12 protein-coding genes are annotated in these 15,316 nt (G+C 68.3%); 2 read left to right on the top strand and 10 right to left on the bottom strand.

The features are described from left to right. Positions 1-41: 41 nt before the first annotated feature. On the top strand, positions 42-440 hold the full coding sequence (locus tag IAI58_RS18940) for a septal ring lytic transglycosylase RlpA family protein (RefSeq protein WP_237182445.1): 399 nt from the start codon (positions 42-44) through the stop codon (positions 438-440). A 24-nt stretch (positions 441-464) separates the two neighbouring features. Here IAI58_RS18940 and IAI58_RS18935 read toward each other — a convergent pair whose 3' ends face one another. Continuing rightward, positions 465-1,463: a Bug family tripartite tricarboxylate transporter substrate binding protein gene (locus tag IAI58_RS18935; RefSeq protein WP_207447732.1), complete on the bottom strand. Its 999-nt coding sequence runs from the start codon at positions 1,461-1,463 to the stop codon at positions 465-467. A 196-nt stretch (positions 1,464-1,659) separates the two neighbouring features. On the opposite strand from IAI58_RS18935, the gene IAI58_RS18930 reads away from it, so the two are divergent. Then, positions 1,660-2,568: an acetamidase/formamidase family protein gene (locus tag IAI58_RS18930; protein ID WP_207447731.1), complete on the top strand. Its 909-nt coding sequence runs from the start codon at positions 1,660-1,662 to the stop codon at positions 2,566-2,568. A gap of 11 nt (positions 2,569-2,579) precedes the next feature. Here the strand turns inward: IAI58_RS18930 and IAI58_RS18925 are convergent, their stop codons facing one another. From IAI58_RS18925 to IAI58_RS18885, 9 genes are all read right to left on the bottom strand, one after another. Next, the gene (locus IAI58_RS18925) at positions 2,580-3,305 is read right to left on the bottom strand and encodes an FkbM family methyltransferase (protein WP_207447729.1); all 726 of its coding nucleotides are present in this window, start codon (positions 3,303-3,305) and stop codon (positions 2,580-2,582) included. Positions 3,306-3,328: 23 nt separating this feature from the next. Continuing rightward, the gene (locus IAI58_RS18920) at positions 3,329-5,023 is read right to left on the bottom strand and encodes a DUF6798 domain-containing protein (protein WP_207447727.1); all 1,695 of its coding nucleotides are present in this window, start codon (positions 5,021-5,023) and stop codon (positions 3,329-3,331) included. Next, entirely contained in the window at positions 5,007-5,378 is a 372-nt protein-coding gene (locus tag IAI58_RS18915) for a DMT family transporter (RefSeq protein ID WP_207447725.1), read from the bottom strand. The genes IAI58_RS18920 and IAI58_RS18915 overlap by 17 nt, the downstream gene beginning before the upstream one ends. Positions 5,379-5,390: 12 nt before the next feature. Then, the gene (locus tag IAI58_RS18910; protein ID WP_207447723.1) at positions 5,391-6,893 is read right to left on the bottom strand and encodes a UbiA family prenyltransferase; all 1,503 of its coding nucleotides are present in this window, start codon (positions 6,891-6,893) and stop codon (positions 5,391-5,393) included. A gap of 127 nt (positions 6,894-7,020) precedes the next feature. Next, on the bottom strand, positions 7,021-9,543 hold the full coding sequence (locus IAI58_RS18905) for a heavy metal translocating P-type ATPase (protein ID WP_207447721.1): 2,523 nt from the start codon (positions 9,541-9,543) through the stop codon (positions 7,021-7,023). Positions 9,544-9,887: 344 nt separating this feature from the next. Beyond that, positions 9,888-10,868 (bottom strand): UDP-glucuronic acid decarboxylase family protein, encoded by a 981-nt coding sequence (locus IAI58_RS18900; protein WP_207447719.1) that lies wholly within the window; start codon positions 10,866-10,868, stop codon positions 9,888-9,890. Positions 10,869-11,059: 191 nt separating this feature from the next. Beyond that, entirely contained in the window at positions 11,060-12,694 is a 1,635-nt protein-coding gene (locus tag IAI58_RS18895) for a glycosyltransferase family 2 protein (protein WP_207447717.1), read from the bottom strand. A 47-nt stretch (positions 12,695-12,741) separates the two neighbouring features. Then, the gene (locus IAI58_RS18890) at positions 12,742-13,905 is read right to left on the bottom strand and encodes a glycosyltransferase family 4 protein (RefSeq protein ID WP_208776189.1); all 1,164 of its coding nucleotides are present in this window, start codon (positions 13,903-13,905) and stop codon (positions 12,742-12,744) included. Positions 13,906-14,446: 541 nt separating this feature from the next. Further along, positions 14,447-15,298 (bottom strand): alpha/beta fold hydrolase, encoded by an 852-nt coding sequence (locus IAI58_RS18885; RefSeq protein ID WP_207447858.1) that lies wholly within the window; start codon positions 15,296-15,298, stop codon positions 14,447-14,449. Positions 15,299-15,316 lie beyond the last annotated feature (18 nt).

Below are 15,316 nucleotides of genomic sequence, written 5' to 3'. Positions count from 1 at the left end.
TGCGAATGGCTTTTACCGCCGCATTCTGCCTCATGATCGGCATGAGCGCATTCAGTACACCGGCCGCAACGAAGGAGCCGCGCCAGGGCCAGGCCGTCCGGGCGCAGGAAGCACCAGGCCATCACCTGCGGCCACAGCGCGGCCGCGCTTCCTTCTACGGCAGGCAGTTCCATGGGCGCCGGATGGCCAATGGCAAGCCCTTCAACCGCTTCTCCAATTCGGCGGCCAGCCGCACCCTGCCCCTGGGGACCGAGGCCAGGGTGAGGAACCTGGAGAATGGCCGCACGGCGCTCGTGGTGATCCAGGATCGCGGCCCCCGCACGCGCAGCCGCGTGCTCGATGTCAGCCCGCACACGGCGTCCCAGCTCGGCATGCGCGAGCAGGGGACCGCCATGGTCGAGATCACGCCGCTGCGGATTCCGCGCGGCGAACCCGGATAAGGGGGCCCGCCGGTCCCCTCCCCCTCAGCCCTGGCCCGACATCCCGACGCGGCGGAGGACGGGCTCCCATTTCTGCGTCTCGGTGTCCAGGAAGGCACTGCATTCCGCCGGCGTGCTGCTCGGCCGCACCTGGAGCGCCATGTCCAGCAGGCGCCGCTGGAAGGCCTCCTGCCCCGTCACCTTGTTCACCGCCGCGTTCAGGGCCGCGACGACCGGCTGCGGCGTGCCGGCCGGGGCCATCAGCATGTGCCAGCTATAGGCCTCGTAGCCCGGCACCCCGGCCTCGTGGATCGTCGGCACGTCCGGGGCCACCGGGGAGCGCTCCGGCGCGCCGAGACCGAGAACCCGCAGCTCGCCCCGCTCGGCATAGGGCATGGCGCCCGTGCCGACATCGATCAGCATGGCGACATTGCCGCTCAGCAGGTCCGGCATGGCCGCCGAGCTGCCGCGATAGGGGACGTGCTGCACCTTCAGGTCGCCGGCCATGCTGAGGAAGAGTTCCGAGGCCAGGTGCACGGCGCCGCCGATGCCGGATGAGGCGTAGGAATACTTGCCGGGATTGTCGCGGAACAGCGCGATCAGTTCCTGGAGGTTCCTGGCCGGCAGGTCCTTGTTGACGAAGAGGACCATCGGCACCTGGCCGATCAGCGCGGCGGGCGCGAAGTCCTTCACGGGGTCGAAGGGCAATTGCGGGAAGAGCGGGCGGAGCACGGAATGCGCGATGGTGGTGTAGAGCAGCGTGTGGCCGTCCTTCGGCGCCTTGGCGACGAATTCGGTGCCGACGACCACGCCCGCGCCGGTGCGGTTCTCCACGAGGCTGCGCTGGGGCAGGACCTTGCCGAGGTCCTCGGCGAGGAAGCGCGCCGCGACATCCGTGGGCCCGCCGGCGGCGAAGGGAACGATCAGGCGCAGGGGCTGGTTCGGCCAGGATGAAGCCTGCTGCGCGCCGGCCGGGCGCGGGGCGGTGACAAGCGGGCTCAGCATCAGCCCCGCGGCTGACGCGATGATACCTCGGCGCTTCATTGGCGCTCCTCCCTTTTGTCGCGGCAGTATCGCGAGTGTTCTGTTGCGGGGTCAATTCATTGCTGCATCGCCCGGCACCGGCGGCCACCATGGGCGGGCTTGACCCTGATCGACGCGCTTCCTAGCGTGACCGGCAGCTGCGGCGTGGCTCATCGGACGGCCCACCGGCGGCACTGAGATGTCCCGGAGAGCGCCCATGGCCACGCATCGTTTCCGCCCCACCCGCTACCACAACGCCATCGGCACCGCCGAACCGTGCCTGCGCGTCGCCGACGGGGATACGGTCGTGACCGACACCATCGACGCCTCGGGCCTCGATGCGCGGGAGGTCGCCGTCGCCAGCCGCCCGAACCCGATGACCGGCCCCTTCTTCATCGAGGGCGCCGAGCCCGGCGATACCCTGGCCGTGGAGATCAACCGCCTGACGCCGAGCCGCTCGACCGGCTGGACCTATTCGCCCCTCGCCCTCACGGTGCTGGACCCCGCGGCGATCCTGGAGCGCCCGCCCTCGCAGCGTTCCGTCTGGGACATCGACACCGGGGCCGGCGTCGTGCGGTTGCAGGAGCCCGCGCCGGGGCTGGAGGATTTCGCGCCGCCGCTGCAGCCCATGATCGGCTGCTTCGGGGTGGCCCCGGCGGGTGGCCAGGCGCTGTCCACGGCCACCAGCGCGCAGAATGGCGGCAACATGGACTACCGGCTCTTCGCGCCTGGGACGACGGCCTGGTTCCCGGTCTCGGTGCCGGGCGCGCTCTTCTACCTGGGCGACGGCCATGCCTGCCAGGGCGACGGCGAGATCGTCGGCACGGGCATCGAGACCTCCTTCGAGATGGAGGTCACCTTCCGGGTGCTGAAGCGGAAGATCACCTGGCCGCGCGGCGAGACGGCGGAGGACATCTTCACCATCGGCAATGCCCGGCCGCTGGACCAGGCCCTGCAGCACGCCACCACCGAGATGATGCACTGGCTGGGCGAGGATTACGGCCTGGACGCGCGGGCCGCCAGCCACCTGATGGGACAGGTCGTCCGCTACGATGTCGGCAATGTCTTCAACCCCGCCTATACCGTCGCCTGCCGCATCGCCAAGCGCTGGCTGACGAAGCGGTAGGCGCCGGGCGCTCAGGCCCTCGGCCGGATCATCGGCAGGGCCTGGCGGACCTCCGCCTCCCGCTCCCGCGGCCAGGCGAAGAAATTGAAGACATAGGGGTCGGAGGCCGCGTAGTCCGAGGGATCGGGGCTGGCCCGCTGCATCGTCGCGCGGTCCAGCGCCGTGGCCGGCCACCACTGCCCGTCCAGCACGAAGCAGGTGGCATAGTCCAGCGCGTCCAGGAAGGCGGGCACCGCCCAGGTGGAGCCTTCCCGGTGCCGCTCCTCCAGCTCCAGCGTCAGGACGGGGCGGCAGCGCCGCAGCGTGTCGCGCGCGCCCCGCAGCACCTCGTATTCCGCGCCTTCCGCGTCGATCTTCATGGCCGTCAGGTCCGCCAGCCCGAAACTGTCCAGCGTGACGACCGGCACCTCGATCGTCTCGGCCCGGACATGTGGGCCATGGCCCTGGAAGGTCTTGACGAGGGAGGCCCATTGCTCCTGCCGCTCCCCCTCCACGACCGGCACGGAGAGGGCCAGCCGGCCGGGCGCATCGCCCAGCGCCTGGGGGATGGGCGTGATGGCGTCGATGCCCGCGCAGGCGGCGGCGAGGCGGGCGAAGGCGGCGGGAAGCGGCTCGAAGGCCAGGACGGAGGCGCCGGGGAGCCGGGCCAGCGGCAGGGCCAGCAACCCGTCATGCGCGCCGGCATCGACCAGGGTGCCGGGACGGTGCAGCGCCGTCAGGAAGCCGAGTTCATCCATGCCGGCCGCCCCCTGCCCCGCCACTAGCAGGAGGCCGCGGCATAGGCGCGGAAGAGGCGGTTCGCGTGCAGCGGCACCGCCGGGCTTCCCTCCAGCGCCGGTGCCCGGCCCGGGCGAAGGTCGATGATGACGTAGTCGAGGCCACGGGTGCGGGCATAGGCGCAGCGCTCCGGCAGGCTCCGCAGGCGGTTGATCTCGTCCACGCGCTGGCGCCAGCCGGCATAGGTGTCGGGTGCCCACATGGCGGTGGCACCCTGCTTGAAGTCCACCCAGACCGACCGTTGGGCACCGATGCGGAAGCCGCTGGGCCAGGACGGCACCAGGAAGCGCGCCTCGGCCGGGGTATTCTGCCGGGCCCAGAGTTGCATCTCCAGCCATTCCGGGGCCCGGGGCATCATGCCCTCTAGATCCGCCTCGCGCGGGATGGCATCGGCGGCGAGCTCCTTCCGCAGGGCGGCGCCGTTCAGGATCGCCGCTGCCGCCAGCAAGGCGAGGCAAAGCGCCGGGATGGCCCGCCCCGCCGGGGCGCCCGGCGCCGCCGCCCGTGCCCCGGCCAGCCAGGCGTTCGCCAGGGCCACCGCGCTGAGGGCCCAGAGGCCGCTGAGCAGCCCGGCCAGGGACAGCAGGGCGGCGATGCCGCGCCAGTTCCAGGCGGGCTGCGCCAGCCGGGCCGTGGCGGCGGCCACATAGGCCCCGGACAGCATGATGAGCAGGCTGTCGGCGCGGATGAGGTGCAGGTTGAGGATGAAGCGCGAGTTGGCGAAGATACCGGCCACTGCCCCCGCCCCCAGCACCAGCAGCAGCCCGGCCAGGGGCAGCAGGGCCCTGCGCCAGTTCGGCAGCACCAGCAGCGCGGCGAGGCCCGCCAGCACGGCGGTGCCGGACTGCAGGATCTCCCTGGTGCTCGATGCCTGCATGAAGAAATGCTTGCCGAAGTAGAAGTAGAGATATTCGCGGTAGTCGAAGGGCGCGACGGCCGCGTCCCCGGCGGTGGAGCGGAGCACCCAGACCGCGACCGGGAGGGCCGGCACGGAAAAGGCCAGGGCGGCCAGGAGAAGCTGCCGCAGCCAGGGGCGCGGCTGCGGGCGCGGCCCGTCCCACCCCGCCCAGGGCGCCAGCAGGCCCAGCCCCACCGGCACCAGCATCCAGACGCCGATGAAGGCATTCAGCGCAAAGGCGATGCCGGCCAGTCCGGCGGCCAGCACCAGCCGCCCCCGCAGCAGCGCGGCGACCGTCAGCAGGGCGAAGGCGCCGGACAGCTCGCTATGGGTGAAGTAGTCCGGCAGCATCCCGCCCTCCCCCATCGGGGAGACGCCGTAGAGCCCCCTGGCCAGCACCAGCGCGGCGACGGCCAGCAGCAGGCGCCAGCCACCCCGCACGCCCGATGCAGTGACGATGAGGATGAGCGCCAGGAAGGTCAGCACGCGCGTCAGGACGTGGCAGGCCAGGAAGAGGCCCTGGATGTTCCGCTCATCCGCCACCAGCCCCAGGGCGAGGTAGACGGGCGAGACGAAGCGGCCCAGCGACTGGATGAAGGGGTCGCCGGCGAACTGGCCGAGCTGGCCGTATCCCAGCACGATGGGGATGTGGAAGACGTTGTTGTTGATGCCGAAGGCGAAGCCTTGCAGGCCGACTGACACCGCCGCCGCCAGGACCGCCAGCAGCAACGGATGCGCCAGGAGCCAGGACCCGGTGGCGCTCTCAGCTTTGGGCGACAAGAATCACTCCGATCACGATGAGGGCGATGCCGGAGACCCGGAGCATGCTCAGCGTCTCATGGAAGAGCAGCGCGCCGGCGGCGGCGGTCAGCACGAAGCCGAGGCTGACGAAGGGATAGGCCTTGGACAGTTCCGTGCGGCCCAGCGCCCCGATCCAGAGCACGGCCCCGAGGCCGTAGAGCGCGAGGCCCCCCAGTACCAGGGGATGGAAGAGCGTGCGGAACAGCGCCGCCAGCATGGGCAGCTCCATCCCCGGCGCCGGCCGGGCCGCCTGCACGCCGAACTTGAGCAGCACCTGCGCCGCCGCGGACATCGTGACGCTCACCAGGATGAGCGCCAGGGTGGATGGGGTCATGCCGGCCGACCGCTAGGGCGCGAACCAAGTGACCGACTTGGCGGCGGTGAGCACCAGGAAGACGCAGAGCGCGACCAGCCAGGAGACCCAGTCCCGCGCCGCGTAGATGATGGGGTCGTCATGCATGTAGCCGCGCGCGGCTGACAGCCAGAGCCGGCACTGCCAGAACAGCATCAGCGGCACCAGGGCCCAGAGCAGCGCGGGGGAGGCGTAGCGCTGCGCCTGCATCGCCTCCGCCTGCACGAACAACGCCAGGACGAGGCTGGCCGAGAAGGCGGAGGCACAGCCGAAGCCACGGAGGATGGGCAGGTCGGCCGGCGTGTAGCCGCGGCGCGAGAGCGCGCCCTTGCCGCGTTCCGCCGCCGATTGCAGCTCCTCCACCCGCTTCACCAGGGCCAGGCTCAGGAACAGGAAGCTGGAGAAGCAGATCAGCCAGAGGGAGATGATGTGGCCGGTGGCCTCGCCGCCCGCCACGATACGCAGGGTATAGAGCGCCGCCAGGACGAAGACGTCCACCAGCGGCAGCTCCTTCAGCTTCATGGAATAGGCGACCGAGAGCACCGCATAGAGCAGCAGCACCAGCAATGCCCCCGCCGCCGCGGCCAGCAGCAGCCCGATGGCCAGCAGCGCGGCCCCCGTCAGGAAGCCGGTGGTCAGCGGCACCGCGCCGCTGGCGAAGGGGCGCATCCGCTTGCGCGGGTGACGCCGGTCGGCGGCCAGGTCGGTCAGGTCGTTGAAGAGGTAGATGCCGGAGGCCGTCGCGCAGAAGGCCACGAAGGCCAGCAGCGCGGCCATCCAGCTCGCGGGGTCCAGGGCGGCATGGGCGGTGAAGACCGGCACGATGACCAGCAGGTTCTTGGCCCATTGGTGCGGCCGCATGGCCCGCAGCAGCGCCAGCGGCACCGGCATGTCCCGCTTGAACTCGGCCTCCACCCGCGTCGCCCGCCGCGCGGCGGCGGCGGTGCGGCGGCTGGCATTGACCAGGATGCCGGCCTGGGCGACGCGCCAGATGGCCACATCCGTCGCGTCATTGCCGATATAGGCGAAGTTCCCGGCGCCGAACCGCTCGACCAGCGCCTGAGCCTTGGCCTCCCCCTTGAGGTTGCGCCGGCCGTCTGAAGCCATGACCTCGTCGAACAGCCCGGCGTGATGCTCGGCCACGCCGCGTGCCACGCTGATATCGGCGGCGGTCACCAGCACGAGCTGGCGGCCCCGCCGCTTCTCCTCCTGCAGGTAGGTAAGCAGGCTGGTGTTGTAGGGCAGCAGGGTGGCATCCATCAGCGTGGCTTCCGCCACCCGCTGCTTCAGCAGCGCGCGCCCGCCCGTCAGCAGGCCATGCAGGGCCCAGGGCAGGTGCCTGCTGGCCAGTAGCGCCAGCAGGCCCTCCACCAGCGTGTCGGATGGCGTCAGCGTCCCGTCGAGATCCACACAGAGCGGGCAGGACGGCGCGATATCGGCCAGGTCCTGTGGGGCGGAAGCGACTGGCGTCTCGGCGTCTGCATGGCGGCTCTGCACGCTATCCTCATTCTACTCCTGAGCCTCGATGTGACCATGTTTCTTCTGACAGCGCAATTTTCGGCCGAGCCTTTGCTCCGGCCTGCCAGGGGCCGGCCGGCGGGAGCCCCGCCTGCCGCGGCCGATCCTAGAGGCGGATGGCCCTCAGCCGCAGCGCGTTGCCGATCACGGAGACCGAGCTCAAGGCCATGGCCATGGCCGCGACGACGGGGCTGAGCAGGATGCCCAGAACGGGATAGAGCACCCCCGCCGCCAGCGGCACCCCGGCGGCGTTGTAGATGAAGGCGAAGAACAGGTTCTGCCGGATGTTCCGCATCACCGCATGCGACAGGGTCCGCGCCCGGGCGATGCCCGCGAGGTCGCCCTTCACCAGCGTCACGCCCGCGCTCTGCATGGCGACATCCGTCCCGGTGCCCATGGCGATGCCGACATCGGCCTCCGCCAGCGCCGGGGCGTCGTTCACGCCATCCCCGGCCATGGCGACGACCTTGCCCCTGGCGCGAAGCTCCCGGACGATGCGGTGCTTGTCCTCGGGCAGGACATCCCCGTGGAACTCCGCGATGCCGAGCCTGCGGGCCACGGCCTCCGCCGTCGTGCTGTTGTCGCCTGTCAGCATGACGATATGGATGCCGCTGGCGCGCAGGCTCTCCAGCGCGGCCGGCGTGGTCTGCTTGACGGGGTCCGCCACGACGATGAGCCCGCCCGGCCTGCCGTCCACGGCCAGGAACAGCGCCGTGCCGCCCTCGCGCCGGAACTCCTCGGCCCGGGTGGCGAGGTCGCCGGGCTCCACCCCCAGCTCCTGCATCAGCCGCGCATTGCCCAGCGCCACCCGGCGGCCCTCCACCGTGCCGGTCACGCCCTTGCCCGTGGCGGAGGCGAAGCCGGCGGGCTCGCCGAGGGCCATGCCGCGCTCCTTGGCGGCGGCCACGACCGCGGCGGCCAGCGGGTGCTCGCTGGAGCGTTCCAGCATGGCGGCGAGCGGCAGCACCTCGGCCTCTGTGAAGCCGGGCGCCGGGACCACGGCCGTGACCTTGGGCCTGCCCTCGGTCAGGGTGCCGGTCTTGTCCACGACCAGCGTGTCCACCTTCTCCATGTGTTCGAGCGCCTCGGCGTTCTTGATGAGCACGCCGCCCGTCGCGCCCTTGCCGACGCCCACCATGATGCTCATGGGCGTGGCGAGGCCGAGCGCGCAGGGGCAGGCGATGATGAGCACCGAGACGGCCGCGATCAGCCCGTAGGAGAGCGCGGGCGGCGGGCCCCAGATGGCCCAGGCGACGAAGGCCAGGACCGCGACGGCGATGATGGCGGGGACGAAGTAGCCGGCCACCGTATCGGCCAGGCGCTGGATCGGCGCCCGGCTGCGCTGCGCCTCGGCCACCATCGCCACGATGCGCGAGAGCATGGTGTCGGAGCCGACCTTATCCGCCCGCATCACCAGCGCGCCCGTGCCGTTCACGGTGCCGCCGACGACGCGGGAGCCGGGCCCCTTCTCCACGGGCAGGGATTCGCCGGTGACCATGGATTCATCCACGGCGCCGCTTCCCTCCAGCACCTCGCCATCCACGGGCACGCTGTCTCCCGGCCGGATTCGCAGCCGGTCGCCGGCATGTACCTCGCCCAGCGGGACTTCCTCGTCGGAGCCGTCGGCGCGGATGCGCCGCGCCGTCTTGGGCGCCATGTTCAGCAGGGCGCGGATGGCGCCCCCGGTCCGCTCGCGGGCCCGGAGTTCCAGGACCTGCCCGAACAGGACCAGCACGGTGATGACGGCCGCCGCCTCGAAATAGACGGCGACGGTGCCGTCGCGACCGCGGAATCCCTCCGGGAAGATACCGGGCGCGAAGATCGCGACCAGGCTGTAGAAATAAGCCGCGCCGGCGCCGAGGGAGATCAGGCTGAACATGTTCAGGCTGCGGTTCCTGAACGACTGCCATCCCCGCACGAAGAATGGCCAGCCCGCCCAGAGCACGACCGGCGTGCCGAGCAGGAACTGGACCCAGGCGGAGACCCGAGGCGGCACCAGATGGTCCAGGCCGAGGCCGGGGATATGCGCGCCCATGTCCAGGATGACGATCGGCACGGTCAGCACGAGGCCGATCCAGAACCGCCGGCTCATATCGGCGAGTTCCTCGTTGGGGGCGGCCTCGGCCGTGACCTCCAGCGGCTCCAGCGCCATGCCGCAGATGGGGCAGCTGCCCGGCCCCTGCTGGCGGATCTCCGGATGCATGGGGCAGGTGTAGACCGCCCCCGCCCGCGCGGCCCTGGGCGGGGCGGCGGCCTGCGCCGCTGGCTGCCGGACCGGCACGGCCCCGGCGCCCGCCGCCAGCGGCTTCAGGGTCATGCCGCAGATGGGGCATTTGCCCGGCCCCTGCTGGCGGACCTCCGGATGCATGGGGCAGGTATAAACCGTCGCGCTTTGCGGCGCCCCGGGCGCGGCCGGTTCCTTTGCCGTGAGGTACCGGTCCGGGTCGGCCTCGAACTTCGCCTTGCAGCCCGCCGAGCAGAAATGGAAGGTGGTGTCGTGATACCGGGCATGGTGCGGCGTCCTGGCAGGATCGACCGTCATGCCGCAGACGGGATCGTGAACCAGGGCCTGCTCTCCCCCGGCCGGCGGGCGCTCACCGGGACGCACGCCAGGGTGATGCTCGTCCATCCGCGACACTCCTCTGCGGCTGTCGTGGTCCTGTGACCGCATTCGCAGATAGGGACGGCCCTCCCTGAAAGGAAGGTGCGGCACCGGAACGGTCCTTGCTCCGCGGATGCCGAAGGCGCGCCGATGCGTTGGTGCGTATCGCCACGTTCAAGGATATGCCCGCGCAATTCCAGCCTGTCTCAGGCATCCCGGCGATCGGGCTGGAGGATATGGCCGGGCCCGGCATGCGTAGCGTGGCGGCAACGGGCGACGACCATCCGGCGGTCGCCGCCCTGGCCTTCCACACCGGCTCCTGGCCTGAAAGACAGGGCCCGGCGCGAAGAACCGGGTCAGGGAAGCCCCCGTCACATTGGGTAGCCGATGATCTCCTTGACCCGGCCGCTGGTCAGCAACTTCTCGAAATAGGCGATCGTCTTCTCCAGGCCCGCCCGCAGGTCGACCTCGGGCTCCCATCCCAGCACCCGCTGCGCCTTCTCGATGTCCGGGCGGCGCTGCTTCGGGTCGTCATGGGGCAAGGACTGATACACGATCCTCGAAGAGGAATTGGTCATCCTGATGACCTCCTGGGCCAGTTCAGTGATGGTGAACTCCCCGGGATTTCCCATGTTGATGGGCCCCGTGACATCGTCCGGCGTTTGCATCAGGCGAACGAAGCCTTCGATCAGGTCGTCCACGTAGCAGAAGGAACGTGTCTGGCTGCCATCGCCGAAGACGGTGATGTCCTTGCCGATCAGCGCCTGGACAATGAAGCTGGAGACCACGCGCCCGTCATTCGGGTGCATGCGGGGGCCATAGGTATTGAAGATCCGGGCCACCTTGATGCGGAGATTGTGCTGGCGCCGGTAGTCGAAGAACAATGTCTCGGCGCATCGCTTGCCCTCGTCGTAACAGGACCGGAACCCGATGGGGTTGACGTTACCCCAGTAGTTCTCGGGCTGCGGATGCACATGCGGATCTCCATAGACTTCCGAAGTTGAAGCCTGGAAGATCCTGGCCTTCACGCGCTTGGCCAGGCCCAGCATATTGATGGCGCCGGAGACGCTGGTCTTGGTCGTCTGTACCGGATCACGCTGGTAATGGATCGGCGAGGCGGGGCAAGCGAGATTGTAGATCTCATCGCATTCCACATAGAGCGGAAAGCAGACATCGTGCCGGATCAGCTCGAAACGGGGATGGTCTCGAATGGCTTCGATATTGTGATGCGCCCCGGTGAAGAAATTATCCGCGCAGATGACATGGGCGCCGTCCGCGATCAGCCGTTCGCATAAATGGGAGCCCAGGAAACCGGCGCCGCCCGTCACCAGAACCCGCTTTTCAAGATGCATTGTCGTCTCCTGTTTGAAGAGAACCAGCAGACTTCATCAAACCAACTCGAGTTCCGGCCGATGCTCTGCGCTAGCGCGACTCAGGCCCTGCCGGCATGCTCCGGCAGCCTTCGGGGTTCCCCGGTTCCACGGGATCATGAACTGCCCGGACAACCGGGATTCCGGGCCTGCCCGCGCTGGTGGCTTATGCACTAGCCGGCGGCCTGGGCGGCGTGGATGGCCCTGTCGGGAACGAGCTTCGCGGGAACTTCGTTCTGCAGACCTGCCCGGCCCAGCTGATCGGCGAGGAGAAGAGCATCAATCCACAGATAGGCCTTCTTCTGGGAAATTTCCTCTGCGAGCTTCCACAGATAAAGTGCATCCGCATTGCCGAAATCAAAGCGGATATCCTTCAGCGCATGGCGGATATCGCGGATGATGTCCCTGAGCAACGCGGCAGAGGCATCGTTGATGCTGACGGAGGAGGAGATGCGAGCCGATGCGCGGCGTTGGCAGATCATGACCGCCAGCTGATACGCTTTCTCTGCCTCATCGGAAGTCCCCAGGCGCTCCCTCAGCACCATGAGGCGGGACCTCTCGGCAACCGTCATCTGCAATGCGCCCACCCCTATGGGCTGATCTGCCACGGAAGCAGACTCCCTGACGACGGCGGAAAGCAATCTCAGGCAGAGATAGCCAATCTCCGTCGATTCGAGGGACAGCCAGGCGCTGCGGTCGGAATAGCGTAGCTTCCGCCTCAGCTTCCTGGGGTCCAGATACCCGTCCCAGGCTATCCTGGAGATCGCATCGCGGATCCTGACATCCTGCCCGAACAAGGAGGGGCGGGATCTGACCAGATGCTGCGCCAGCTCGTTGAACAGCGCCACGACATCATCCTGATTCTCAGGCGAAAGGGAACGGCAGCCCGTCCCGTATGCGGCGGTCGCCGTGACCTGGACGATCCTGATCTTCTGGACAGGTCGGTCACCCTGCACGAGACGTAACATGACTCTGCGGAGGTCGAGGACGACGGCGGGCATCAGCGCCGCGCCGAAATGGAAAACAGCGGATTTCGTGCAGTAGAACTTCATCGAACGAATGATGAACTTTCTTGCCATAGGCATATCGCGCCGGTAGATCGCGCCTTTGCCAAAGTCGAGGCATATCTCCGCCAGTTTGTGCTTCAGCGTGGTTGGGGAAAGCGAAAGCCTGTCCGACAGGGCTCTGGCGTTATAGAGAGACGCATCGAAGAACCGCAGCATGTTGGAAGAGATTCCGACGCCGCGCGTGTAATCCGTCAGGATCTCAGGGCACAGCACGATCTTCCAGCCGGATGCGGCCAGCCGGACCCAGAGGTTATAATCTTCAACAGAGATGAGCTCCCGCGCCTCATCGAACCCCCCCAGCGCCAGGAACACGTCCCGGCGGATGAGGACCGTCGAGTTCGCGATCCAGTTCCGCCTCCACAGAAGATCGAAGTCCAGGACTTCCGGGACATCCGCGCGGTCGTCAATCAGCGTGTGCACCAGACCGACATCGTCCGGGATCGTATACGGCAGCTGCCTCTCGAGTTTCGCCGGCCCCCATTGGTCGTCAGCGTCAAGAAAGGCGATCCAACGGCCGCGCGCATGGCTTACGCCAAGGTTCCTGGCCGATGCCGGCCCCCCATTCAGCTTTCGGATGACACGTACGCAAGGCCCGAAAGCCGCTGCGACGGCGGCGGTGTCATCGGCGGAGCCGTCATCGACAACGATGATTTCGAGCGGCGGCACCGTCTGGGACAATACGCTTCTGATTGTCCGTCCCAGCGTATTCGCGCTGTTGAAGGCGGGGATGACGACGCTCACGCTCATATCCCCGGCGGGTTCATCCATGGAATGGGGCGCGCCGGGCATCATTCCTGCCTTTCTCTGACGACATCCTGGTACATCTGGATGATCTGGGGCACGACGACCTCCTCGTCGAAAGTCTGCCGTATGTGCCGCTTTGCCCGGTCGGCCAGGGCCGCGCGATACTCCGGCCGCAGCATGTCCAGGATTCCGTCCCTGATTCCCCCCGGCACCGAGAGGTCCCTGTAAAGCGCCCCCTCACCGGCCACGTAACGGAAATCCGGCGTATCATGGCACAGGATGGGAAGCCCGCTTGCCATGGCCTCGATCAGCACGATGCCGAAGAGTTCGAACAGCGATGGCAGGACGAAGATGTCGGATGCGGCGTAGAGGCCGCCCATCTCTTCTCTTGGGAGGCTGACGAAGATCCTGACGGAATCGTCCAGAAGCTCTTTTGCGAGGCTGATCAGTTCGGGAGTATCCGTCTCGCGCCCGCCGGCCATGACGAGGACCAGCTTCTCGTTTGTGAGGCGGCGGGCATCGGCGAATTCCCGGATCAGGCAGTCGATGCGTTTATGCTTCTTCCGGATGGCCGCGCAGCACAGGACCACGGTGGCATCCGGATCGATGCCAAGCCGCTCGCGCGCCTGCTGCCGGCTGCCGGAGGCGAATTGCGCCACCTTCACGAAATTCGGGACCATGTAGCTGCGCTGCGGGGCAGGCTTCGCGGGGGCCCAGGATTCGAATGCCCGGGGCGTGAGATGCTGGAGATAGCGGAACCGGCCTAGCACCTCCGGGCCTTCGCCGGTTCCATTCGCGAACAGGACCCGCGGGCGGGACAGGCCAAGCGCGTGGGCGCGGTCGAAGAACTTCGCGACGGCCACGTCCTGCACATGGAGAATGTCGAACCCGGTGCGGATGTGCCGGATGAGGCCAAGGGCGAATGATGTCTGCTCGACCTCGTAGGTGGAGCCCATGCCGAAGCGCCAGCCGCCGAGCGAAGCCAGTGTATGCGCCGCGAGCCTTGCCGCGTGGCCCGAGCGGCGCCAGCAGAAGACATCGAGTGCCCGCTCCAGCGGAGCACCGGCGAAAAGGGTCGCTTCGACGGAAGCGCGGCGCTGATCCAGCGCGGCGCCCAGATCCCGTGCCCAGGACTCGATACCACGCTGGACATGCCCTAGCCCGGAGCAGGCAACCGCGACCCTGATACGCTGCTCCGGCTGCTCCACATTTCCCCCGCATACGCTCTGGCTGACGCTTCGCGCCAGCCGTCTTAATAACGATTCATTGCCCGCAACTTTCCCGGCGGCGTTCTTCGCACCGTGAATATTCTCGGAAAAAGATACTCTTGTGGTTTTTATAGTGGAGTTAGTTTCGAACTCAACACGAAATTGCGATCGTTGAATAACGTAGTCGTGAGGTTCTCTCTGATCCGGGTATCGCTGGATGCACGACCTGCGCTCTCCGTGCGGCGCCTGGCGGCCGGGGCTGCGGCCGTCGGGCCATTCCGCACCGGAGCGATGCCCGGCTGGATCGGCTGGTTGTCCTGGGAAGGACGGGGACCGGCGCGGCATGCGGCAGGGTCCGGGAAGCTGCGCGCCGGAACGGAGAATCTGCTGATCCACCCAGAGGGCCGGGAGCGCCGACATGCCTGCCGAGTGGATCTGTTCCGTTCCGGAACACGGCTGTACCGGCCTGCACGCCTTCGGGGCCGTGAGCCGCGCGACGCCGGTGCCTGTCCTCGCCGCCGGGCGACGAGGAGGCCGTTCGTCAGGCTGGCAGGAAGCGGCGGATGATGCCGGCGATCTCCCGGTGATGCGTTTCCAGGGCGAAGTGCCCGGTGTCGAGCAGATGCACCTCCGCCTTCGGCAGGTCCCGCCTGAACGCTTCTGCCCCCGCGGGGAGGAAGTACGGATCGTTCTTGCCCCAGACCGCCAGCAGCGGCGGCTGGTGCTGCCGGAAGTAGCCCTGGAAGGCGGGATAGAGCGCCACATTCGTCCGGTAGCTCAGGATGAGGTCGAGCTGGATATCGGCTGCTGCGGCGCGGTGCATGAAGAACTGGTCGAGCGTGTAGCCATCGGGAGCGACACGCCCCGCCGGCGCGCCCTGCTCATACTGGGAGCGGATGAATTCGTCGGTCAGCGCGGCACGGCAGCGGGCGCGGTTGTCCTCCGTCGGCTCGCGCCAATAAGCCTGCCAGGCATCCCACTCCGTGCTCAGCCCCTCAAGATAGGCGTTGCCGTTCTGAGAGATGATCGCGCTCACCCGCTCGGGCCGCGCCATCGCCAGCCGCAATCCGGTCGGCGCGCCGTAATCGAAGACATAGAGCGCATAGCGCCCCAGGCCCATCGCGTCGGTGAACTGGCCGATGACCTTGGCCAGGTTGTCGAAGCTGTAGTCGAAGCTTTCACGTCCCGGCGCCCTGGTCAGGCCGAAGCCGGGCAGGTCCGGCGCGATCACCCGGTAGCGGTCGGCGAGCAGCGGGATCAGATCGCGGAACATGTGGCTGCTCGTCGGGAAGCCGTGCAGCAGCAGGATGACCGGCGCATCGGCCGCTCCCGCCTCGCGGTAGAAGACTTCCACGGGGCCGATCTGTCGGGTGCGGTAGTGGATGTCGAACATGCTTGTCTCCGTTGTTGA

The sequence above is a fragment of the Roseomonas marmotae genome (genome assembly GCF_017654485.1).
Lineage (GTDB): Bacteria > Pseudomonadota > Alphaproteobacteria > Acetobacterales > Acetobacteraceae > Pseudoroseomonas > Pseudoroseomonas marmotae.
This window is presented reverse-complemented; position numbering and strand designations above follow the sequence as displayed.

What these genes read in the sequence shown, in the direction of transcription:
- IAI58_RS18885 (WP_207447858.1), bottom strand. Translation starts at nt 15,298, where the DNA reads ATGTTCGACATCCACTACCGCACCCGACAGATCGGCCCCGTGGAAGTC.
- IAI58_RS18940 (WP_237182445.1), top strand. Translation starts at nt 42, where the DNA reads ATGAGCGCATTCAGTACACCGGCCGCAACGAAGGAGCCGCGCCAGGGC.
- IAI58_RS18900 (WP_207447719.1), bottom strand. Translation starts at nt 10,868, where the DNA reads ATGCATCTTGAAAAGCGGGTTCTGGTGACGGGCGGCGCCGGTTTCCTG.
- IAI58_RS18915 (WP_207447725.1), bottom strand. Translation starts at nt 5,378, where the DNA reads ATGACCCCATCCACCCTGGCGCTCATCCTGGTGAGCGTCACGATGTCC.
- IAI58_RS18930 (WP_207447731.1), top strand. Translation starts at nt 1,660, where the DNA reads ATGGCCACGCATCGTTTCCGCCCCACCCGCTACCACAACGCCATCGGC.
- IAI58_RS18925 (WP_207447729.1), bottom strand. Translation starts at nt 3,305, where the DNA reads ATGGATGAACTCGGCTTCCTGACGGCGCTGCACCGTCCCGGCACCCTG.
- IAI58_RS18935 (WP_207447732.1), bottom strand. Translation starts at nt 1,463, where the DNA reads ATGAAGCGCCGAGGTATCATCGCGTCAGCCGCGGGGCTGATGCTGAGC.
- IAI58_RS18905 (WP_207447721.1), bottom strand. Translation starts at nt 9,543, where the DNA reads ATGGACGAGCATCACCCTGGCGTGCGTCCCGGTGAGCGCCCGCCGGCC.